The sequence below is a fragment of the Nocardiopsis mwathae genome (assembly GCF_014201195.1).
Lineage (GTDB): Bacteria > Actinomycetota > Actinomycetes > Streptosporangiales > Streptosporangiaceae > Nocardiopsis_C > Nocardiopsis_C mwathae.
This window is the reverse complement of the sequence record NZ_JACHDS010000001.1, coordinates 4,994,764-5,016,708: the sequence shown is the minus strand read 5'-3', so window position 1 is coordinate 5,016,708 and position 21,945 is coordinate 4,994,764. Positions and strand designations below refer to the sequence as shown.

General features: G+C 67.6%; 17 protein-coding genes, 3 rRNA genes and 1 riboswitch. Of the genes, 15 read left to right on the top strand and 5 right to left on the bottom strand.

Annotated features, from left to right (window positions below):
- Positions 1 to 71: 71 nt before the first annotated feature.
- Positions 72 to 689: an NAD(P)H:quinone oxidoreductase gene (gene wrbA, locus HNR23_RS22140; protein ID WP_184078357.1), complete on the bottom strand. Its 618-nt coding sequence runs from the start codon at positions 687 to 689 to the stop codon at positions 72 to 74.
- 316 nt (positions 690 to 1,005) lie between these two features.
- Here wrbA and HNR23_RS22135 point away from each other — a divergent pair, with 316 nt between their 5' ends.
- The gene (locus HNR23_RS22135) at positions 1,006 to 1,419 is read left to right on the top strand and encodes a hypothetical protein (protein WP_184078355.1); all 414 of its coding nucleotides are present in this window, start codon (positions 1,006 to 1,008) and stop codon (positions 1,417 to 1,419) included.
- A gap of 139 nt (positions 1,420 to 1,558) precedes the next feature.
- Here the strand turns inward: HNR23_RS22135 and HNR23_RS22130 are convergent, their stop codons facing one another.
- Positions 1,559 to 2,260 carry a Crp/Fnr family transcriptional regulator gene (locus tag HNR23_RS22130; protein ID WP_184078353.1) on the bottom strand — a complete coding sequence of 234 codons (702 nt, stop codon included), beginning with the start codon at positions 2,258 to 2,260 and terminating at the stop codon, positions 1,559 to 1,561.
- 56 nt (positions 2,261 to 2,316) lie between these two features.
- Positions 2,317 to 2,892, bottom strand: coding sequence for a hypothetical protein (locus HNR23_RS22125; protein ID WP_184078351.1), 576 nt, complete (start codon positions 2,890 to 2,892; stop codon positions 2,317 to 2,319).
- A gap of 70 nt (positions 2,893 to 2,962) precedes the next feature.
- Between HNR23_RS22125 and HNR23_RS22120 the strand changes: the two genes are divergently transcribed.
- The 6 genes from HNR23_RS22120 (at position 2,963) to HNR23_RS22095 (ending at position 12,251) form a co-directional block, all read left to right on the top strand.
- Positions 2,963 to 4,420 carry a cellulase family glycosylhydrolase gene (locus HNR23_RS22120; RefSeq protein WP_184078349.1) on the top strand — a complete coding sequence of 486 codons (1,458 nt, stop codon included), beginning with the start codon at positions 2,963 to 2,965 and terminating at the stop codon, positions 4,418 to 4,420.
- Positions 4,421 to 5,041: 621 nt separating this feature from the next.
- Positions 5,042 to 6,576 (top strand): 16S ribosomal RNA (locus tag HNR23_RS22115).
- Between the two features lie 384 nt (positions 6,577 to 6,960).
- A 23S ribosomal RNA gene (locus HNR23_RS22110) occupies positions 6,961 to 10,063 on the top strand.
- Positions 10,064 to 10,231: 168 nt separating this feature from the next.
- Positions 10,232 to 10,347, top strand: a 5S ribosomal RNA gene (rrf, locus tag HNR23_RS22105).
- Together the 16S, 23S and 5S rRNA genes form the textbook arrangement of a ribosomal RNA operon.
- A gap of 444 nt (positions 10,348 to 10,791) precedes the next feature.
- Positions 10,792 to 11,721, top strand: coding sequence for a DUF418 domain-containing protein (locus HNR23_RS22100; protein WP_184078347.1), 930 nt, complete (start codon positions 10,792 to 10,794; stop codon positions 11,719 to 11,721).
- Between the two features lie 149 nt (positions 11,722 to 11,870).
- Complete coding sequence (locus HNR23_RS22095; RefSeq protein WP_184078345.1) at positions 11,871 to 12,251, top strand: VOC family protein; 381 nt, start codon at positions 11,871 to 11,873, stop codon at positions 12,249 to 12,251.
- A gap of 27 nt (positions 12,252 to 12,278) precedes the next feature.
- On the opposite strand, the gene HNR23_RS22090 is transcribed toward HNR23_RS22095, so the two are convergent.
- On the bottom strand, positions 12,279 to 12,872 hold the full coding sequence (locus HNR23_RS22090) for a helix-turn-helix domain-containing protein (protein WP_184078343.1): 594 nt from the start codon (positions 12,870 to 12,872) through the stop codon (positions 12,279 to 12,281).
- A gap of 123 nt (positions 12,873 to 12,995) precedes the next feature.
- On the opposite strand from HNR23_RS22090, the gene HNR23_RS22085 reads away from it, so the two are divergent.
- From HNR23_RS22085 to HNR23_RS22055, 7 genes are all read left to right on the top strand, one after another.
- A complete protein-coding gene (locus HNR23_RS22085; protein ID WP_184078341.1) occupies positions 12,996 to 14,051 on the top strand; it encodes an FAD-dependent oxidoreductase in 1,056 nt (351 codons plus the stop codon).
- A complete protein-coding gene (locus tag HNR23_RS22080) occupies positions 14,048 to 14,944 on the top strand; it encodes a class I SAM-dependent methyltransferase (RefSeq protein WP_184078339.1) in 897 nt (298 codons plus the stop codon). The genes HNR23_RS22085 and HNR23_RS22080 overlap by 4 nt, the downstream gene beginning before the upstream one ends.
- 144 nt (positions 14,945 to 15,088) lie before the next feature.
- Positions 15,089 to 16,039, top strand: coding sequence for a helix-turn-helix transcriptional regulator (locus HNR23_RS22075; RefSeq protein ID WP_184078337.1), 951 nt, complete (start codon positions 15,089 to 15,091; stop codon positions 16,037 to 16,039).
- 344 nt (positions 16,040 to 16,383) lie between these two features.
- A complete protein-coding gene (locus tag HNR23_RS22070; RefSeq protein ID WP_343070660.1) occupies positions 16,384 to 17,424 on the top strand; it encodes an iron ABC transporter substrate-binding protein in 1,041 nt (346 codons plus the stop codon).
- Positions 17,421 to 19,007 carry an ABC transporter permease subunit gene (locus tag HNR23_RS22065; protein ID WP_184078335.1) on the top strand — a complete coding sequence of 529 codons (1,587 nt, stop codon included), beginning with the start codon at positions 17,421 to 17,423 and terminating at the stop codon, positions 19,005 to 19,007. Before HNR23_RS22070 ends, HNR23_RS22065 begins: the two co-directional genes overlap by 4 nt.
- The gene (locus HNR23_RS22060; protein ID WP_221308216.1) at positions 19,004 to 20,074 is read left to right on the top strand and encodes an ABC transporter ATP-binding protein; all 1,071 of its coding nucleotides are present in this window, start codon (positions 19,004 to 19,006) and stop codon (positions 20,072 to 20,074) included. The genes HNR23_RS22065 and HNR23_RS22060 overlap by 4 nt, the downstream gene beginning before the upstream one ends.
- A 101-nt stretch (positions 20,075 to 20,175) precedes the next feature.
- Positions 20,176 to 20,604 (top strand): DUF6176 family protein, encoded by a 429-nt coding sequence (locus HNR23_RS22055; RefSeq protein WP_184078333.1) that lies wholly within the window; start codon positions 20,176 to 20,178, stop codon positions 20,602 to 20,604.
- A 312-nt stretch (positions 20,605 to 20,916) separates the two neighbouring features.
- Here the strand turns inward: HNR23_RS22055 and HNR23_RS22050 are convergent, their stop codons facing one another.
- Positions 20,917 to 21,225: a hypothetical protein gene (locus HNR23_RS22050; protein WP_184078331.1), complete on the bottom strand. Its 309-nt coding sequence runs from the start codon at positions 21,223 to 21,225 to the stop codon at positions 20,917 to 20,919.
- A 145-nt stretch (positions 21,226 to 21,370) separates the two neighbouring features.
- Positions 21,371 to 21,437, top strand: a riboswitch (guanidine-III (ykkC-III) riboswitch).
- 22 nt (positions 21,438 to 21,459) lie between these two features.
- On the opposite strand from HNR23_RS22050, the gene HNR23_RS22045 reads away from it, so the two are divergent.
- The gene (locus HNR23_RS22045) at positions 21,460 to 21,774 is read left to right on the top strand and encodes a DMT family transporter (RefSeq protein WP_184078329.1); all 315 of its coding nucleotides are present in this window, start codon (positions 21,460 to 21,462) and stop codon (positions 21,772 to 21,774) included.
- The last annotated feature ends 171 nt before the right edge of the window (positions 21,775 to 21,945 follow it).

The following is a 21,945-nucleotide window of genomic DNA, read 5'->3' as shown; positions in this document are numbered from 1 at the left end:
GTGGGGTGGGAACGAGGTCCCCACCCCACTCCCGCGGTGGTGCGGCCGGGCCGGATCGAGCGCGGCCGGGGCTACAGCGACCCTTCGGCCTTCAGCGCACGCGCGACACGGACGACCCGCTTGGCCTGCACCTGGGCGGCGGTGCGGGTGGTGTCGTCGACGGGGTTGTCGCCCTGGGCGTCGACGTGCGAGGTGCCGTAGGGGTTGCCGTCGGCGAACTTGCTGGCGTCGGTGTAGCCGGGCGGGACGATGAATCCGCCGAAGTGGTAGAAGGTGTTCGAGAGCGCGAGAAGGGTGGACTCCTGCCCGCCGTGCTGGGTTGCGGAGGACGTGAACGCGCTGTACACCTTGTCGGCGAGGTTGCCCTGCGCCCACTCGCCGCCGAGGGTGTCGATGAACTGCTTGAGCTGCGACGCGACGTTGCCGAACCGGGTCGGTGAGCCGAAGACGACAGCGTCCGCCCACACGACGTCGTCGGCGGCGGCCTCGGCGACGTCCTTGGTCGCCTCGGCGTTGGCGGCCCAGGCCGGGTTGCCCTCGATGGCGGCGGCCGGGGCGAGCTCGGCCACCTTGCGCAGGCGCACCTCGGCGCCTTCCTTCTCCGCGGTCTCGGCGATCTCGCGGGCGATCTCGTAGCCGGTGCCGGTCGACGAGTAGTAGATGACGCTCAGCTTCACGGACTCACTCATGGTGTACCTCTCCTGGTAGTCGCGGTGCGACGAACTATCTTCTTGGAAAGATAATGCGTAAGTATTCATTCCGCGACCCGTTCGGGCCCGATGTGACGAGCGCAACGGGCGGACCCAGGGGCGCCTCGCCGGAGCGCGTGGAACGTAGGGGGCAAATGGGTGGAGAAGTAGGCGAACCAGAGGGGTGGGGTTAGGCGTCCTCTGTGCGAGGAGCTGCGGACGTGGCGCCGCATGCCCTGACCGACGGCTGACCGACCCCGCCCCGGAGCCGGTCGGCCGGAGAGCAACGCACCCGGACCATGGAGGCGCTGAACGCATGCGTGGACCCCGACGAGAAGCCGCCCTGGGCGTGGTCGCCCCCCTGGCCGCCATGGCCTTGCTGGCCTCCTGCGCCGCCGAGGTTCGGGAATCGCACTACGACGACCTGGAGCACGCGCGGGAGGAGGGCGCAGTGGACCAGGGATGGGTCCCGGAGTGGGTTCCCGAGGAAGCACGCGACATCCGGGCGAAACGCGACCTCGACACCAACGCCCAACTCCTGACGTTCACGGTCGAGTCCCGGAGCCTGCCGGACGCTTGCGAGGACATGGAGGTCGACCCCGAGGGGCCGAGACTCACGGCCGACTGGTTCCCGAAGAGACCCGCCTCCCTGACCCAGCGGTGCGGCGATTTCAACGCGGTACTGAGCGACGGCCTGATCTACGCGTGGACGAACGGCGGTGCGGCCTGAACCGGTCTCGCCCCCATCGCGCGTTCGCGACAAGGAGACGGATCCCCACATCCACAGGTCCGTCTGCCGCCACATCACCTTGTCGACACGTGAGGCCGCAGGCGGAACTCCGGTTCCACCCGGCCCGGTCGGCACCGCCTCAGGCGGCCCCGGCATCCGGCGCCCCGTAACCGCCGTCCGCGTACGCGACCAGCCCGGCAGGGTCGACCACCACGACCTGTCCCCGGCGCAGCCGCACCAGCCCGCATCCGGCGAGCTCGCCGAGCGCCTTGGTGGTGCGCTCCCGCGTGGTGCCGGTCAGGCGTGCCAGCTGCTCATGCGTGAGCCGCACGCCCTGACCCGCGCCCCTGTCGGGGACGATGAGGGTCGACAGCGTCGCGGCGGTCCGCTCCGCCACCGACTTGCAGGCCATGTCGACCAGCCGACGCTCAAGCTGGGCGATCCGGGCCGCAAGCTGCTCGGCGACCCGGGTGACGACCCTTGGGTCCGACAGCAGCAGGCCCCGCACATCGTCGTGGCTCAGCAGGTGGAGCACGCTGTCCTCCAACGCCTCCGCCCAGGTGCCGCCCATGTGCAGTCCCAGCAGGTCCATCTCCCCGAAGATGGCGCCCGCCCCCAGGAGGCCCGTCGTAATCGTGCGGCCGTCGTCGGACACCCGGTACAGCCGCACGCGCCCGTGCTTCACCAGGTACATCGTCTCGGCGCGGTCCCGGGGCGAGTAGATCGTCCGCCCCGCCGGAAGTGAACGCGTGGGTACCTGCGCGCCGACGGAAGCCATCTCCGCATCGGTCAGCTCGTGGAAGACGGCCGCCTCGGACACACCCCGGTGATCATGCGCCATCGTGCACCATGGCTCCTCGCTCGGAGCAGGCGTTCCATCATCGATCTTCCTTCACTTCACCTGGCCTGTCCAGGGTCGGGTGAACGGGTGGCCACGGCGGCGGCCAGACCGGGGATCCAGCCGAGCGCGACCCCCCACACCACGCCCGTCAGCGCACCCGCGGCCACGATCAACCCGTATCCGACCGGGCCGAAGCCCAGCGTCACACCGACGTCGATCGCTCTGAGCGCATTGGCGGCCACCGCACCGAGGACGAACCCGGCCCACGCCGACAGGCAGGTGCGTGTGCGCCGGCCGGCCGACCGGCGCCGCAGACCGCGCGCCGTGTACGCCCCGGCGACGGCCGCGAGCACGGCCACGGCGACCAGTTCGGTGAGCAGCACCTTCCAGCCCTGTTCGCCGAAGGGCGTTGCCCGCAGTCCGGGCAACCCGAACGGGGCACCCAGCGCCGACGGCGCCACCAGCCAGGGGATGTGGGCCGTCAGCCCGACCATGAGGCGCGTGCTCCCGAAGACCAGGCAGATGCCCGACGCGGCGACGACCACAGCAGCGGTCGCGGGCGCCGGAGGGGAAAGAGGTAAGCGGAAGAAGGCGAAAGGTGTCGAGGGAGAGGTATTGCGAAACGGATTCACGTTCCGGATGATAGTGATCCACGTCTCATCGAGATAGCCCCCCGCCTTCCCCCACGAAGGATCGCGCTCCATGAAACGTCTCCCCTGGCTCGCCGCCGTCGTCACGCTCGTCCTGGTCGGGGGAGTCCTCGCGGCCATCGCCCGCCCTTCCCCCGAGAACCCCCGCTTCATCACCGACGATCAGGGGCGGGCGCTCATCCTGCACGGCTTCAACACCTCCGGATCGACCAAACGCGACCCCGACTCGATGCCGTGGATCGAGGAGCAGGACGTCGAGAACGAGTACCGGCTCATGGGCACCAACTTCGTCCGCTTCCTACTGCAGTGGAGTGCGCTGGAACCCGCGCCGGACGAATACGACGAGGACTACCTGGACGCCGTCGCCGAGCGCGTCTCCTGGTACGCCGACCGCGACTTCCACGTGCTCCTGGACATGCACCAGGACCTGTGGGGGCAGAGCATCACAGCCGAGGGCAACGTCGGCAACGGCGCGCCACCGTGGGCCACCCACACCGACGGCCTGCCGGTCGCGGAACAGGAGCAGTGGGAGCTCGTCTACCTGGAACCGGGGACGATGCGTTCCTTCGACCACTTCTGGAACACGACCGGAGAACACCCGGAGCTCATGGACCACTACGTCAGGGCGTGGGGGCACGTGGCCGAACGCTTCGCCGACGAGCCGTCGGTGATCGGCTACGACCTGATGAACGAGCCCTGGGGCGGCACTCTCCAGGGACCGGCGTTCGAACGCGGGCCGCTCGCCGAGCTCTACCGGCGGTGCATCGACGCGATCCGCGGCGCCGATGAGGACTCCTGGATCTTCGTCGAGCCGCAGGCCGTGGGGACCAACTGGGGCCTGCCGTCGGCGCTCCCCCACCTCGCCGACCCGAGATACGGCGAACCGCGCATCGTCTACGCGCCGCACATCTATCCACTGCCGATGGACCTCGGGGAGTCGTACGGTGACGACACGAGCCGGGCGTGGATCGATCGCAGCGTCGACCTCTGGCGCACGAATGTCCAGGCAACGGCGGAACGGCTCGAAGCGCCCGTGGTGCTCGGAGAGTTCGGGCTCGATACGACGAGCCCTGGAGCCATGGAGTACGTCGAACGCCTGCTGGAGGTGAGCGACGAGATGGGCGCGGGACGCGCCTACTGGTCCAATGACCTCGACGGGTGGGGGCCGTGGGACTACGGCAACGGCGGAGAGGACATCTCGCCGGGTGCCCTCGTCGAGGTCATGAACCGCCCCTACCCACGAGCCATCGCGGGCGAGCCCTTGGCGGTGCGCTACGACCACGACACCTTGACACTGACCGTGTCCTTCGCGGAGAAGAGCGACGAGGACGTGACCGGCCCGACGGAGATCTACGTACCGGAGGACAGGTATCCGGGCGGAGGAACGATCAGTTCCAGCGACCCGGAGGGCGCATGGACGGCAGAGTGGGACGCAGAGCGAAGTGTGTGGGAGGTCGAGTCAGACCCCCGCCGACAAGAGCACGAGCTGGTCATCACCCCTCCGAGCTGAGTGGATGACCTGCGCGGAACCCATCTCGGATGATGTGACTCGTATCACACGCCGGTTCGGTTGGCTCAATCGATCCGCGGGGCTACAGTAGACCGGGTCGCCTTGAAGCGGTCGGGTTCTCCCGCCGCCCCGGGGCGGCGGTCTTCTCTCCGGTCGCTCCTGGGCCCCTGGCCTGGTGGTGGCGGCCGCGTCCGCAGGGTTCGAAGCACAAGATCCGACCGGCATACTTCTGTGTGCCCGGTGGTCTTCTGCGGGGAAATCCCTCGGGGGCGGTTTATCGGGGTCGGGATGCGGAAAGCCCGCCGGTTTGGCGGTTCCGGGCCCACCTGATAAAGTGGAGACACAACAAAGCGGAAAGCACCGCCTCTACAGAAAAGCCTGATCAGGATCGTTTGCGGGTCGGCTTGTATGGGATGAGCGGTTGTTTCTTGAGAACTCAACAGCGCGTGTTTGTTTTTCTTTCAGCCAAGTTTGTTTTGGCCCCTTAGAGCACACGGATGCATTGCGGTGTCCGGTTGGTGCTCGGGGTTCCTTTGATTGGCCAGGGTGATACCTGGTCGGTCAGGGTTATCTCTTCCAGGTTTACCGCCGCGCCCTCGGGTGCGTGCGGTTGTTTGGCCTTTGATGGAGAGTTTGATCCTGGCTCAGGACGAACGCTGGCGGCGTGCTTAACACATGCAAGTCGAGCGGTAAGGCCCTTTCGGGGGTACACGAGCGGCGAACGGGTGAGTAACACGTGAGTAACCTGCCCCTGACTCCGGGATAAGCCGTGGAAACGCGGTCTAATACCGGATACGACGCCCCTCCGCATGGTGGGGTGTGGAAAGTTGTTTCGGTTGGGGATGGACTCGCGGCCTATCAGCTTGTTGGTGGGGTAACGGCCTACCAAGGCGATTACGGGTAGCCGGCCTGAGAGGGCGACCGGCCACACTGGGACTGAGACACGGCCCAGACTCCTGCGGGAGGCAGCAGTGGGGAATATTGCGCAATGGGCGGAAGCCTGACGCAGCGACGCCGCGTGGGGGATGACGGCCTTCGGGTTGTAAACCTCTTTTACCACTCACGCAGGCCCGGGGTTTTCTTCGGGTTGACGGTAGGTGGGGAATAAGGACCGGCTAACTACGTGCCAGCAGCCGCGGTAATACGTAGGGTCCGAGCGTTGTCCGGAATTATTGGGCGTAAAGAGCTCGTAGGCGGTGTGTCGCGTCTGCTGTGAAAGGCTGGGGCTCAACCCTGGTTTTGCAGTGGATACGGGCATGCTAGAGGTAGGTAGGGGAGACTGGAATTCCTGGTGTAGCGGTGAAATGCGCAGATATCAGGAGGAACACCGGTGGCGAAGGCGGGTCTCTGGGCCTTACCTGACGCTGAGGAGCGAAAGCGTGGGGAGCGAACAGGATTAGATACCCTGGTAGTCCACGCCGTAAACGTTGGGCGCTAGGTGTGGGGGCTTTCCACGGTTCCCGTGCCGTAGCTAACGCATTAAGCGCCCCGCCTGGGGAGTACGGCCGCAAGGCTAAAACTCAAAGGAATTGACGGGGGCCCGCACAAGCGGCGGAGCATGTTGCTTAATTCGACGCAACGCGAAGAACCTTACCAAGGTTTGACATCACCGGTAATCCGTTAGAGATAGCGGGTCCTTCGGGGATCGGTGACAGGTGGTGCATGGCTGTCGTCAGCTCGTGTCGTGAGATGTTGGGTTAAGTCCCGCAACGAGCGCAACCCTTGTTCCATGTTGCCAGCACGTAGTGGTGGGGACTCATGGGAGACTGCCGGGGTCAACTCGGAGGAAGGTGGGGATGACGTCAAGTCATCATGCCCCTTATGTCTTGGGCTGCAAACATGCTACAATGGCCGGTACAGTGGGCGTGCGATGCCGTGAGGCGGAGCGAATCCCTAAAAGCCGGTCTCAGTTCGGATTGGGGTCTGCAACTCGACCCCATGAAGGTGGAGTCGCTAGTAATCGCGGATCAGCATTGCCGCGGTGAATACGTTCCCGGGCCTTGTACACACCGCCCGTCACGTCATGAAAGTCGGCAACACCCGAAACCTGTGGCCTAACCCCTTGTGGGAGGGAGTGGGTGAAGGTGGGGCTGGCGATTGGGACGAAGTCGTAACAAGGTAGCCGTACCGGAAGGTGCGGCTGGATCACCTCCTTTCTAAGGAGTCTTTGATAGCCGACGGTTCCTGCGTTCGCAGGGTTTTTCCGATTGGTCGGCGGACTCGGAAGTGGACCCGGGTTCCTGGTCTGGTTTTTCTGGACCGGGGTTGCCTGGGATGGCTGGGTTTTGAGAAGCAAACGTCCTGCACCGTTTGGAAGAGGGGTGTGGGCGCGCTGTTGGGTGTCTGAGGGAGCGACCGTGTGGTTGTCTTCCCGCTGCCACCCCGATGAAGACCCGGGTTGCGGTCGTCCTGCTTGTTCGCTGGTTGTTGGCCGGTGGAGTTGGTGGGAGGTTCCGGCTGCTGCTGTCTGGTGTTGTGGTTGGGTGTGTGGCTGGTTTTTTGATTCGTGGATAGTGTGCGCGAGCATCTTGTATCTGTGGTGGCCAAGTATGTGTGGCATACGGTGGATGCCTTGGCACCAGGCGCCGATGAAGGACGTGGGAGGCCGCGATAGGCCGCGGGGAGCTGTCAACCGAGCGTTGATCCGCGGGTGTCCGAATGGGGAAACCTAGCCCGAGTTGTGTCGGGTTGCCGCCGCCTGAATGTATAGGGCGGTTGGTGGTAACGCGGGGAAGTGAAACATCTCAGTACCCGCAGGAAGAGAAAACAATATGTGATTCCCTGAGTAGTGGTGAGCGAAAGGGGATGTTGGCTAAACCGTGCGCGTGTGATAGACGGCAGTTGTTGCGTGTGCGGGGTTGTGGGATGTGCCTGTTCAGGTCTGCCGGCCTGGGGTGGTTGTGTGTTCTGTTAGCTGAATCCGTTGGGAAGCGGTACCGGAGTGGGTGAGAGTCCCGTAGGTGAAGGCAGAGCACTGGCTGCTGGGCATGCTCCCGAGTAGCGCGGAGCCCGTGAAATTCCGTGTGAATCTGGCAGGACCACCTGCTAAGCCTGAATACGTCCTGGTGACCGATAGTGCACTAGTACCGTGAGGGAAAGGTGAAAAGTGCCCCGGTGAGGGGTCGTGAAATAGTACCTGAAACCGTGTGCTGTCAAGCCGTCAGAGCCTGTGCTTTTGTGTGGGTGATGGCGTGCCTTTTGAAGAATGAGCCTGCGAGTTATGGTGTGTGGCGAGGTTAACCCGGGTGGGGTAGCCGTAGCGAAAGCGAGTCTGAATAGGGCGTTTGAGTCGCATGCTGTAGACCCGAAGCGGAGTGATCTACCCATGGCCAGGGTGAAGCGGCTGTAAGAGGTCGTGGAGGCCCGAACCCACCAGGGTTGAAAACCTGGGGGATGAGCTGTGGGTAGGGGTGAAAGGCCAATCAAACTCCGTGATAGCTGGTTCTCCCCGAAATGCATTTAGGTGCAGCGTTGCGTGTTGCTTGCCGGAGGTAGAGCGACTGGTTGGCTGATGGGCCCGACAAGGTTACTGAGGTCAGCTAAACTCCGAATGCCGGTTAAGTTGAGCGTGGCAGTGAGACTGCGGGGGATAAGCTTCGTAGTCGAGAGGGAAACAGCCCAGATCATCAGCTAAGGCCCCTAAGCGTGTGCTAAGTGGGAAAGGTTGTGGAGTTGCTGAGACAACCAGGAGGTTGGCTTAGAAGCAGCCATCCTTTAAAGAGTGCGTAATAGCTCACTGGTCAAGTGGTTCTGCGCCGATAATGTAGCGGGGCTTAAGCACACCGCCGAAGCTGTGGAGCCGGCACCTAGGGTGCTGGTTGGTAGGGGAGCGTCGTGCATCCGGTGAAGCTGCCGAGTGATCGTGTGGTGGAGGGTGTGCGAGTGAGAATGCAGGCATGAGTAGCGAGACACACGTGAGAAACGTGTGCGCCGATTGACTAAGGGTTCCTGGGGCAGGTTAATCCGCCCAGGGTGAGTCGGGGCCTAAGGCGAGGCCGACAGGCGTAGTCGATGGATAACGGGTTGATATTCCCGTACCCGTTCGCACGCGTCCAGTATCGAATCCTTTGATGCTAACCACCACTGAAGCGGTTTTTCACCTTCGGGTGTTTTTCCGTGGAGGCGTGGGACCCAGGAGGGTAGTAGGTAAGTGATGGGGTGACGCAGTGGGGTAGCTCTACCGGGCGGTGGTTGTCCCGGGATAAGCGTGTAGCCCGGAGCATAGGCAAATCCGTGCTCCATATTAGGGTGAGGCGTGATGTCGAGCCGTTTTTGGTGAAGTGAGTGATCCCGTGCTGTCGAGAAAAGCCTCTAGCGAGTGTGTGGGCGGCCCGTACCCTAAACCGACGCAGGTGGTCAGGTAGAGAATACCGAGGCGTTCGGGTGAACCATGGTTAAGGAACTCGGCAAATTGTCCCCGTAACTTTGGGAGAAGGGGAGCCCTGTCTGGTGAAGGAGTTTTCCTCTGGAGCTGGGTGGGGTCGCAGATAGCAGGGGGAAGCGACTGTTTATTAAAAACACAGGTCCGTGCGAAGTCGTAAGACGCTGTATACGGACTGACGCCTGCCCGGTGCTGGAACGTTAAGAGGACCGGTTAGATTCCTTTCGGGGGTCGAGGCTGGGAATCTAAGCGCCAGTAAACGGCGGTGGTAACTATAACCATCCTAAGGTAGCGAAATTCCTTGTCGGGTAAGTTCCGACCTGCACGAATGGCGTAACGACTTCCCCGCTGTCTCAACCATGGGCCCGGTGAAATTGCACTACGAGTAAAGATGCTCGTTTCGCGCAGCAGGACGGAAAGACCCCGGGACCTTCACTATAGCTTGACATTGGTGTTTGGGATGGTTTGTGTAGGATAGGTGGGAGCCTGTGAGGCCGCTACGCTAGTGGTGGTGGAGGCGTTGGTGAAATACCACTCTGGCTGTTTCGGGCATCTAACCCGCACCCGTGATCCGGGTGGGGGACAGTGTCTGGTGGGTAGTTTAACTGGGGCGGTTGCCTCCTAAAGGGTAACGGAGGCGCCCAAAGGTTCCCTCGGCCTGGTTGGCAATCAGGTGTTGAGTGTAAGTGCACAAGGGAGCTTGACTGTGAGACGGACGTGTCGAGCAGGTGCGAAAGCAGGGACTAGTGATCCGGCACCGGCGTGTGGAAGCGGTGTCGCTCAACGGCTAAAAGGTACCCCGGGGATAACAGGCTGATCTTCCCCAAGAGTCCGTATCGACGGGATGGTTTGGCACCTCGATGTCGGCTCGTCGCATCCTGGGGCTGGAGTTGGTCCCAAGGGTTGGGCTGTTCGCCCATTAAAGCGGCACGCGAGCTGGGTTTAGAACGTCGTGAGACAGTTCGGTCCCTATCCGCTGTGCGCGTTGGAGACTTGTGAAGGGCTGTCCCTAGTACGAGAGGACCGGGACGGACGAACCTCTGGTGTGCCAGTTGTTCCGCCAGGAGCATGGCTGGTTGGCTACGTTCGGGAGGGATAACCGCTGAAAGCATCTAAGTGGGAAGCCTGCTTCGAGATGAGGTCTCCTGCCCCATTTCGGTGGGGGTAAGGCTCCCAGTAGACGACTGGGTTGATAGGCCGGGTGTGGAAGCCTTGTGAGGGGTGGAGCTGACCGGTACTAATCGGCCGAGGGCTTGTCCACCGCAGATGCTGGGTGCTCGCGCACACTATCGACTTCTTTCACCGCTTGTGGGTGGTGGGGTGGTTGGCGAAGATCGCACACGAATCGTTTGTTTTTTCATATTGTGCCGCTGTTGCGGCCCTGGTTTTCCACGCTGGCGGGGTTGTTCCTGTTGGTGGTGGTTGAGGGTTGCGGTGGTTTTGGCGGAGGGGAAACACCCGGTCTCATTCCGAACCCGGTCGTTAAGCCCTCCTGCGCTGATGGTACTGCCCTGTGGTGGGGTGGGAGAGTAGGTCGCCGCCGCGCATTCTTTGAGGTGGAGGGTTGCCCCCTTTTGTGGGGGTGGCCCTCCACTTTTTTGTTGTTTGTGTTTGTGTTTGTGATTGTGTGAACCCGTGGGTGGGTGGGGTTCGGGGGGTGTGCTGGGTGGTCGGGCGGGCCGGGTGTGGGGCGGTCTCCGTTGTCCGGTTCTGGGGCCGTACGCAGAAGCAGCGGCGAGGAGGAGAGGGGAGGGCGTCCTTGCCGCCCCGGGTCGGGTCTTCTTTCGTTGATCTCGGAGATATCGGGGTGAAAACCGTGTGGGATACCCCGATATCTCCGAGATCAACGGGAGAGAGAGGGGTGGAAGGGCGCCCCTCCCCGCCCCTGCTCCTCGGTGCTGCTTTTCCCCGCTGGACGTGCCGCGGGTGACCGTCGGCAAGGCCGCCCAGCAGGCCGTGCCTCCCGTTCTCGGATAGCGCCGCGGCGTCGGTGAACCTACTGCACTTCGTGCTGATCTTCGATCTGGACGTGCTGATGGGTTACGCGGTCACCGCGCTGCTGGTTGCCTGGCTGCTCAATCGGTCCCAGGGCGTGTGCGATGCGGTGATGTGGGCGGCAGGCGCTCTGCACCTGGCCGTCATCGCCGCATCCACCCTGGATCTCCGGATGTTCCCTGGTGCCGACCCCGCCAGGATGGGGGCACGCGAAGATGGGCTCTTGCCCGCTGGTGGCGAAGGCACCGGCTTCTCGTCCTTCGCAGACTCGTACTGGGATATGGTCTACGACCGCTTCCACCACCTGCTCCAGCTGAGGTGGGGCGACGAGCCGTGGCAGATGTTCCCGATGACGGTGTTCCTGTTCCTCCTGGGTGTGCGGATGTATCGGGCGGGGGTGTTCGCCGACGATGCCAAGGGTCGGCGCATCCGCCGACACCTTCTCGTCTGGGGAGTGGGACTCGGGCTTCCCCTCGCCGTGTTCACCGAGCTGTCCACGATGGACGATCTGGCCATGATCCACCGGTACGGGGTCTCCGCGATCCTTGCTCTGGGCTACATCGGGCTGGCCGGTCTTGTGCTCGACCGCGTGCGTCGGCCGGGACCCATGACCATCGGTTTGACGTCGCTGGGCCAGGTGGCCCTGACCGGGTACGTGGCCCAGAATCTGCTCGGATCGGTCCTCATTCCCGCTCTCGGGTTGGAGGCCCTGATGCTGGACGCCTTCGGCCCGTGGGGAGGGCTGGGCCTGGGCGTCGCGGTCTGCGCGCTGCTCATGGGCGGTTCGTACCTGTGGTTGCTCCGTTTCTCCCACGGCCCGGCGGAGCTGGCGCAGAAGTGGGCGCTGTCCAAGATCCCCGACCGTCCCGCGCAGGGCAAGGGGAACCCGGAGAACGAGTCGCCGGCCCCCGCCCCGAGGGCTTAGCCGGGAGTCGGCGGGGTGAGGCCTCTGAAAACCCTTTGTCCCTGACCGCCTCCCCCGGTACGGTCCCGATCATGTCTCCACTGCGGGGAGCCATGGAGCTCCGCGCATGGCCGCCCCGGCGGTCCCCACGCTGAAAGTAGGTCGTGTCCATGGCATGTCGCATCAGTGAGCTCGTGCTCGGCTGCCGCGACCCTGAGGTGCTGGCGCGGTTCTGGTGCGAGGTCCTGGACTTCGTGGTGCTCGATCGCGAGGAGGACGGCACCCTTGAGATCGGACCACGCGAAGGGTTCGGCGGCCCGCAGCCGACGATCATCCTCAGCTACAGGGACGAGCCGGAGCCGGGGAAGCCCCGGCTGCACATCGACGTCAACGCCACCGACCGCGATCAGGACGCCGAGCTCGAACGCCTCCTGAAGCTCGGGGCGCGCCCGGTGGACATCGGCCAGACCGGCGAGGAGTCCTGGCACGTTCTCGTCGACCCCGAGGGCAATGAGTTCTGCCTGCTCAAGGCTCGCCTTAAGCCACTGTGACGGTATCGGTCGGCATCTGTAACGCGGTCAGGGTCGGCTGCCGGCCACCCGCCCGCCGCTGGGGCGGGGCCTGGCTCGGACGTGCATGCGTTCACCCTGCGGGCCGAAGAGGCTGAGGATCTCCACCGGCGCCTCGCCGGTGCTACCGAACCAGTGCGGCAACCGGGTGTCGAATTCTGCGACCTCTCCCGGTGTGAGTACGAGGTCGTGTTCGGCGAGCACCAGCCGCAGCCTGCCGCTGAGGACGTAGAGCCATTCGTAGCCCTCGTGCGTGCATGGGTCGGGGGTGGTGCGGGTGGCGCCGATGACCATCTTGTACGTCTGGAGGCCGCCGGGCTGCTGGGTCAGCGGGACGATCGTCGAGTCTCCGCGCTTGACCGGCTTCAGCCGGACACGCGGGTCGCCGACCGGGGGCGCGCCCACCAGTTCGTCGAGGGGGACCTGGTGGGCCTGGGCGATGGGCAGCAGCAGCTCCAGGCTGGGCTTGCGCCCGCCGGACTCCAGCCGGGACAGCGTACTGACCGAGATCCCGGTGGTCGTCGACAGCGCGGCGAGGGTGCAGTTGCGCTCCTGCCGGAGGCGCTTGAGCCGCGGTCCGACCGCGGCGAGTACGTCGTCCATCCCCCTATTGCAGAAACAGCAACAAACTTTGTCAAATGAGCTCCCGTTGCCGCAAGGTCGGACCCAGGAACCGAGGTCGGTGCCGAAGAGCGGCCGCCGATACGAGAGCTGAGGGAGGCCGAGGTGGAGGACCGCGGAGGCAGAGGTGACGGCGGCGTCAGGGGTGACGGTGGCGTCAGGGGTGGCAGGGACGAGTGCCGCAGGGAGGGCGCCGGTGGGGCCGGCTCCGTCGACGTCGTGGTGGTCGGGGGCGGCGCGGCCGGGCTGAACGCCGCGCTCGTCCTGGCCAGGGCCCGCCGCCGGGTGCTGGTGGTCGACGGCGGCCGCCCGCGCAACGCGCCCGCGCGGCAGGTGCACGGGTTCGTGTCCCGCGACGGCATGCCGCCGGCCGAGCTGGTGGCCGTCGGCCGGAGAGAGGTCGAGCACTACGGCGGGCGGGTCGTCGCCGACGAGGTGCGCGTGGTGCGGCGCGCCGACCACGTTCCTCTCGGCCCGGATGCGGCGGCCGGAGGTTTCGAGGCCGAGCTGACCGGGAGCGTGGTCCGGGCGCGGCGGGTGATCGCGGCTACAGGCCTGCGCGACGCCCTGCCCGACCTGCCCGGCCTGCGGGAGCGGTGGGCGCGGGATGTGCTGCACTGCCCTTACTGCCACGGCTGGGAGGTGCGCGACCAGCGGTTGGGCGTTCTGGGGTGGCGGCCGGAGGCGGTGCACCAGGCGCTGCTGGTGCGGCGGTTGTCGGACGACGTGGTGTTCTTCGCCCAGGACGGCAGGGACCTCGACGCGCCAGGCCGCGCGAAGCTGGCGGCGAGCGGGGTCCGGATCGTGCACGGTGAGGTGAGCGGGCTGGTGGTCGAGGATGACCGGCTGCGAGGTGTCCGGATGGCGGACGGGACCGTGGTGGGGCGTTCGGCGCTGTTCGTTCCGCCCGAGTTCGTGCCCAACGACGCGCTGCTCACCGGTCTGGGGTGTCGGCGGGACGACAATGGCCTGGTCCGGGTGGACGCGAACGGTCGGACCAGCGTGCCCGGGGTGTGGGCGGTCGGCAACGTGGTGGACCCGCGCGCCTTTGTGGTGGCAGCGGCTGCGGCCGGGGCGAAGGCGGCGGTCGCCGTCAACGCGGACTTGGTCGAGGCGGACCTTGCGGAGGACGGACTGCACGTGGTGGAGGGAGCACGATGAATCAGCACGGGCAGCGGGGCGGCGATCACGGTCACAGGGAGGGCCACGGCCACGGCCACGGCGACGACCTCGACTGGGCGGCGATGGCCGACATGTTGGAGCTGGAGGGCGAGACGCTCATCCCCTATGTGCGCCAGGCCCTGGCGGAGCTGCGGCACCTGGACCCGCACCGGGTCCTGGACATCGGGAGCGGCCCCGGAGTGGCCGCGTGCCGGTTGGCCTCGATGTTCCCGGAGGCCGAGGTGGTCGCGGTCGACGGCGAGCCGGAGCTGCTGGCGCGTGCCGAACAGCGGGCGGAGCGGCTCGGTGTCCGGCTGCGGACCAGGCAGGCGCGGTTCCCGGAGGACCTCGCCGAGCTGGGGCCGGCGGACCTGGTGTGGTCGGCACAGGTGGTGCACCACGTCGGCGACCAGCAGGACGCGCTGCGCCGACTGGCCGCCCTGCTCGACGTCGGCGGTGTCCTCGCCGTCGTCGAGGGTGGGCTCCCGCCCCGCTGGCTCCCCCGGGACCTGGGGTTCGGGCGTCCCGGTTTGCAGGAGCGGCTGACCGTTGCGATGGCCGAAGGGTTCGACCGCATGCGCGCCGAGCTACCGGGGTCGGTCGCCGTGGTCGAGGACTGGCCGGGCATGCTGCGTGCCGCGGGGCTGACCGATGTGCGCAGCCGGACCTTCCTGGTCGACCTTCCCGCGCCGCTGGCCGAGGGGCCGCGGCGGTTCGTGCGGCGATCCCTGGAGCGGCACCGGGCGGCGTCGGATGAGTTCCTGGACGCCGAGGACCTGGCGACGCTGGACCGGCTGCTCGACCCCGCAGACCCGGCGGGTGTCGACCGACGGGAGGACCTGTTCCTGCTGACGGCCAGGACCGTACACCTCGGCCGTCGGCCCGCGCTCTGACCGCACGTCCCCCGGGCACCGGCCGCCCACCGCGACCGGGCCGCGATGCGTGGGCGCACCGGTGCGGTCGGCGTACCCGCGCGTCGGCGCGTCGGCCCGGATCGCGGTCACCGTCCGTCCGCGGCGTGCGGGAAGCTGGGAGGCATGTCCGACACCTCAACGCGCCTCCTGCGACTTCTCGCTCTCCTGCAGTCCCGTCGCGACTGGTCGTGTGCGGACCTGAGCGAGCGTCTCGGGGTGACGCCGAGGACGGTCCGGCGGGATGTACAGCGGCTGCGCGACCTCGGCTACCCCGTGCACGGCACGCCCGGGGTGGCCGGGGGGTACAGGTTGGGGGCCGGTGCCGTGCTGCCGCCGCTGCTTCTCGACGATGACGAGGCCGTGGCCGTGGCGGTGGGGCTGCGTACGGCGGCCGGTGGGTCCGTCACCGGGATCGAGGAGACATCGGTGCGGGCCATGGCCAAGCTGGAGCAGGTGCTGCCCGCGCGGCTGAGGCGCCGGGCGAACGCCCTGCACACCTTCACGGTTCCGCTGCTGCGGTCGGCGGCGACGGTGGACGCCGACGTCATCACGGTGATCGCGGGGGCGTGCCGGGACTCCGAGCGGCTGCGGTTCGCCTACCGGGACCACACGGGCTCGGAGTCCCGGCGCCTTGTGGAGCCGCACCGGATGGTCAACGCGTCCGGGCGGTGGTACCTGGTGGCGTGGGACGTCGACCGGGACGACTGGCGCACCTTCCGGGTGGACCGGATCGAGCCGCCGCTGTCGACGGGGCCGCGCGTGGTTCCGCGCACCCCGCCGGAGGACGCGGGCGACCTGGTGCGGCGGGGGGTTTCGAGCGAGGCCTACGAATTCCAGGCGCGGGTGATCCTGCGCGTTCCGGTGGCGGTGGCCGAGGAGCGCGTGTCCGCGCTGTCGGGGGTGCTGAAGCCCCTCGACGCTACCTCGTGCGAGCTGCGAACGGGAGCGGGGACGCTCGACATGCTCGTGCTTCACCTGGCCATGATCGGCTTCGAGTTCGAGGTGGTGGAGCCGGTCGAGCTCGTCGAGCACATCCGGGCCATGGCCGAGCGGCTCGGCCGGGCCGTCCGCTGAGGGCGTGCCCGTCTCTGAGGGACGAGGTCGACTCGGGGTGATGTCGACACCACGCCGGGTCGCGGTGTCGACACGTCGCCGGATCGTCACGGATCCGCCAACGGATCGTCACCGCGAGTGGTGTCGCGTTCGCGACGCCCGGTGTTAAGGCGATCTTCACGCGGGGAACCGGTATCTCCTTCTCCCCCACGAGTGGTCGGACGACACGAAACGATCACGACCTGCGGATATCCCTGGGAAGGTGAGCCTTAGCTAGGTTAGCCTCACTTACATTGGTAGGGCTTGGCCGGCTGAGCTCCACGACCCCCCCGGATCCCCCCGTCTAGATCACCAGGAGTTTGACCGTGGGTACCTTCCTGTCTCGGCATCGCCGCCTCGCGGCTGTCGCCCTGCCCGCCTTCGCCCTTGTGGCGGCCGGATGCGGCGGAAACGGAGACGGCACCGACGCTGCGTCGTCCGACGACTCGATCACCATCTACTCGGGCCGCGACGAGGAGCTCATCCAGCCCCTCATCGACAAGATGGAGGACGAGACGGGCCTCAAGGTCGAGGTCCGCTACGGCAAGACCGCCGAGATGGCCGCCCAGCTGCTGGAAGAGGGCGAGCGCACCGAAGCCGACCTCTTCATCGCCCAGGACGCCGGCGCGCTGGGCGCGCTCGGCGAGGAGGGCATGCTCACCGACCTGCCCGACGACGTGCTCGACCTGGTACCCGCCGAGTTCAACGCCGACAACGGGCAGTGGGTCGGCATCTCCGGCCGCTCCCGCGTGATCGCCTACGACCCCCGCCAGGTGGACACGCCACCTGACAGCGTCATGGACCTGACCGACGACGAGTGGAAGGGCAAGGTCGGCATCGCACCCAGCAACGCCTCCTTCCAGTCCTTCGTCACCGGCCTGCGGATCATCGAGGGCGACGACGCCGCCCAGCAGTGGCTCGACGACATGGCCGGCAACGGCGTCCAGTCCTATGAGAAGAACGGGCTCATGCTCGACGCCTTGGACGCCGGCGAGATCGCGATCAGCCTCAACAACCACTACTACTGGTACGAGCGGGTCAAGGAGCTGGGCGAGGACGCCGTCGAGTCCGAGCTGCACTACCTGCCCGGCGGCGACGCCGGCGCGCTGATCAACGTCGCCGGGGCCGGGATCCTCTCCTCCAGCGACTCCCCCGAGCAGGCGCAGAAGGCGCTGGAGTACCTGCTCAGCGAGGACGCCCAGGCCTACTTCACCACCGAGACCTCCGAGTACCCGCTGGCCGAGGGCGTCGAGCCGGGCGAGAACCTGCCGCCCCTCGACGACCTGGAGCAGCCCGACATCGACCTGAGCGACCTGCACACGCTCGACGAGACCCTCAAGATGATCGAAGAATCCGGCCTGGTGTGACGGCGACCGAACGCACCCGCGGCGCGCCGGGGCCGGCCCTGGAGAGGGGCGGGCCCGGCCGCTCGGCGTCTCTGCCCCCACTGCTGGTCGCGCTCGCCGCGCTCACCGCGCTGCTGGCACTGCTCCCGCTCACCTACGTGCTCGTCCGGGCGCTGGAGAACGGGCTGCCCGCGGCCGCCGACATCCTGCTCCGCGAGCGCACGCTGCGGCTCATCCTGCGCAGCCTCGGCCTGGCCGCCACCGTCACCGGCGCCTGCCTGGTCATCGGCGTCGGCATGGCCTGGCTGGTCGCCCGCACCCGCCTGCCCGGCCGCCGCGCGTGGGCGCTGCTCGCCACCCTCCCGCTGGCCATCCCCAGCTACGTCGCGGCATTCGTGTGGATCGCCGCCTTCCCCGGGCTGCGCGGCTTCGCCGGCGCGGCCATCGTGCTGACGCTGTGCTGCTTCCCCTACGTCTTCCTCCCGGTCGCCGCCGCCCTGGAACGCGCCGACCGCGACCAGGAGGAGGTGGCACGATCACTGGGACGGGGACCGGCGGCCGTCTTCTTCACGGTGACCCTGCGGCAGGTGCAGCCCGCCGCGGCGGCCGGTGCGCTGCTGGTCGCGCTGTACGTTCTCTCCGACTTCGGGTCGGTGTCGATCATGCGGTTCGACGCCTTCACCCGTGTCATCCACACCTCCTACACCGCGAGCTTCGACCGGACCCCGGCGGCGGTCCTCAGCGTCGTGCTCGTCTCGGTCACCCTGCTCATCCTGTGGGGCGAGGCACGGGCCCGCGGCCGCGCGCGGTTCAGCCGCGTCGGCTCCGGGGCCACCCGGGTGCGGCCGCCCGCGCGGTTGGGGGCCTGGACCGTCCCGGCGCTGGGCGCGTGCGCCGCACTGGCCGCCCTCACCCTCGGCTTCCCGATCGTGAGCCTCGCCTACTGGGTGACGATCGGCTCCTCGGCCGGGCTGGACCTGCCCCTCCTCGGCACCACGGCCGCGACCACACTGGGTGTGTCCGCCGGCGGCGCGCTGCTCGCCGTCTTCCTCGCGCTGCCCGTGGGGGTGCTGGCCGCGCGCCACCCGGGCAGGATCCCGCGGCTGCTGGAGCGGGCCACGTGGATGGGCTACTCGCTGCCCGGCATCGTGGTGGCGCTGGCACTGGTGTTCCTCTCGGTCCGCTACGCCTACCCGCTCTACCAGCAGACACCGCTGCTGGTGTTCGCCTACGCGCTGCTGTTCCTGCCGGCGGCCGTGGGCGCGGTCCGCTCGGCCGTCGGCCAGTCCCCGCCGGGACTGGAGGAGGTGGCGCGCTCCCTGGGTTCCTCCCCCGGCCGCGCGTTCACCCGGGTGACGCTGCCGCTGGCCGCCCCCGGCGTGGCGGCCGGTGCCGCACTCGTCTTCCTCACCTGCATGAAGGAGCTCCCGGCCACGCTGATGCTGCGCCCCACCGGGATGGAGACCATCGCCACCCGGCTGTGGGCGCACACCGAGATCGGCGCCTACGGGGCCGCCGCGCCGTATGCCGTGCTGCTCATCGTGCTGGCGGCGGTGCCCGCCTTCCTCCTCGGATACAAGGTCAACGGATTCGGAGATCGATGATGGGCCTGCTGGATGTCACCGGTGTCACCAAGTCCTTCGGCACCACCCCGGTCCTGCGGGGGGTCGACCTGCAGATCCCCGACGGATGCCTGGCCGCGGTGCTGGGGCCGTCGGGATGCGGCAAGACGACCCTGCTGCGCGTGGTCGCGGGCTTCGAGCGGGCGGATGCGGGCCTCGTCGACGTCGGCGGCCGACGGCTGGCCGACGGCGGCCGGACGCACGTGGCGCCGGAGCGGCGCGGTATCGGGATCGTGCCGCAGGAGGGCGCGCTCTTCCCGCACATGTCGGTGGCCAAGAACGTGGAGTTCGGGCTGCGCGGTGGCCGGGACGCGCGACTGCGCAGTGCCGAGGTGCTGGAGCTCGTCGGACTGGCGGGGTACGGCGGTCGGATGCCGCACGAGCTGTCCGGCGGGCAGCAGCAGCGGGTGGCGCTGGCCCGCGCACTGGCGCCCGAACCGTCGCTGATCCTGCTCGACGAGCCGTTCAACGCCCTGGACCCCGGGCTGCGGGCCACCCTGCGCCAGGAGGTGCGGGGGGTGCTGCGGGCCGCCGGGGTGACGGCGCTGATGGTGACGCATGACCGCGAGGAGGCCATGTCGATGGCCGACCTCGTGGCGCTGATGCGCGACGGTCGGGTCGCCCAGTCGGGGGCGCCGCGCGAGGTGTACGAGCGGCCGGCCGACGCCGAGCTGGCCGCCTACATCGGGGAGACGGTGGTGCTGCCGGGCGAGTTCCGCGCCGGTCGGGTGCACTGCGCCCTGGGGCGCCTGGCGCCGGTGGAGGGCATGGAGGTGCCCGCGGGGCGGTGCGACGTGGTGCTGCGGCCCGAGCGGTTGGTCCTGGGGACCGACGCGGACGAGGGTGCCCTGGCCGTGGTCAAGGACGTGACCTTCGCGGGCCACGACACCGTTGTGGAGCTGGCCCTGGACGGCGACGGGACGGAGCTGTGGGTGCGGTCGCACGTCTACCCGGCGCCGCTGGTCGGCGAGACGGTCCGCGTGCACCTGGCGGGTGCCCCCGCGGTCTTCCCCACCTCGGAACTGCCCGCCCGCGGAATATTGGTGTGACAGCGGGGCGTCGGCCCGGCAGGATCGGCGGTGTCGCCGACCGGGGAGGCGTTCTCCGACGGAGAGGACGGGCGCCCCTGGCCACCGCTGGGAGGACGCCCATGCCCGACGATCGCACCGCCTCGCTGCCGCCCGGGCTCAAGGTCGAACTGACCCGCCACCGCATCCGCCCGGGACGGCGGGCCGAGTTCGACGCGTGGATGCGGATGCTGGAGGAGCGCCGGGAGGAGTGCGTGGCCACTCTGGAGGCCGAGCGCATGGCCGTGGAATGCGTCTTCCACTTCGAGGACGCGGACGGGGAGTGGATCTTCTGGCTGGAGATCTACGGGGAGGGCGGCCGCGGGCCGGACACCGGCGTTCCGATCGACCGCGACCATGTGGCCTACTCCGAGCGCGCGAAGATCCCCGGGCACGAAAGCGCCGAGCTGCGCCTGCTTCTGCTTCCCGACCCGGTCCGGGAGGCGATCGCGTCGTGGGCGGTGCCGGAGGGTGCCGCGTCGGCCAAGCGGCCGGACGCATCAGGGCGGTGAACACCGCGGACCGCGGTGAGAAGGCCCGTGCATACGGCGGGCCCGCGGAGGGCGGCGCCCTCCGCGGGGTGGTGCGGTGGTGGCTCGGTGGCTGCTCTAGTCTTCCTCGGACTCCACCCCGGAGGGGGATTCCATCAGCTGGCGCAGCAGCGCCATGAACTCTTCGTCGCTCATCGCGGCCCAGTCCACACGCTCGTTCATGGTGTGCGGTTTCCCCAGGATCAAGATCGATAAGCCTGGGGCGCCGTATCGCAACGGATAATTCTGTGTGAATGATGGGATTGCCGAGGCGTCGAAAAGGGCCGAAGAGCGTCAGATCCTACGATTCACCGCGGCTCGGCACTGCGGGCAGCGGCAGCGTTTGTTGTAGCCGGTGACCGTTCCGTGGGGCAGGTCGGGGTCGCGCTCAGCGGTCAGCGTCGCGTCGAGCTGCTCGCCGAAGTGCCCCAGGATGCGCGCCGCGGAGAAGATCCGCTGCGGGTTCACCCCCAGCTCGCGGGCGGCATCGTCGATGTGCATGCCCTTGCGCAGCTTGGCGATCAACCGCGAGCGAGTGGAGGGCGGCAGCTCCTCCTCGGCGTTCGCGATCAGCTGCTCGGTGTCGTCAATCGGATAGCTCATTGGGTTCCTAGCGTGTAGGGGGTTCATACCCCCGGCAATCCACCCAGCATCGTACGCGCTTTCCCCCCCTCGGAGACGGTGGTGGCGTGGATCACCGCCCCGCGTGGCAGCGTGGACGCCCTCGCCCGCGTTATCGTCACAGGCATCGGCGGTGCCGTGTGAGCCCGCCCCGGACGAGGTGCGCCGTACCCGGTACGACAAGACGGCGCGGACCTGGAAAGTCGGGGGTGCGTCATGGCGTGGGTACTGCTGCTGGTGTCCGGTCTGCTGGAGACGGTCTGGGCGATCGCCCTGTCGGCGTCGCAGGGGTTCAGCCGCCTGTGGCCGTCGGTCGTCTTCGTCGTCGCGCTCGTGCTGAGCATGGCCGGGCTGGCCCTGGCGCTGCGGACCATTCCGGTGGGAACGGGGTACGCGGTGTGGGTGGGCATCGGCGCGGTCGGTACGGCTGTCGTCGGAATGGCGTGGCAGGGTGACGGCGTGAGTGTGGCCCGGGTGCTCTGCCTGCTGCTGATCGTCAGCGGGATCGTGGGCCTCAAGCTCCTGCACTGACGGACCGACGGGCGCGACCGCACGCTCGCAGACGGATCGTTCGCTCAATCCGGTCGCGCGTTCCGACGCCGCCCGGAAGGCCGGAACCCCGTCGCGGCCGCGCGGTGCGCCACCGGTCGCCACCTGAGTCACCCTGCTCGCCCCACCTCCCCCTGGCTGCGGCTTCGACGC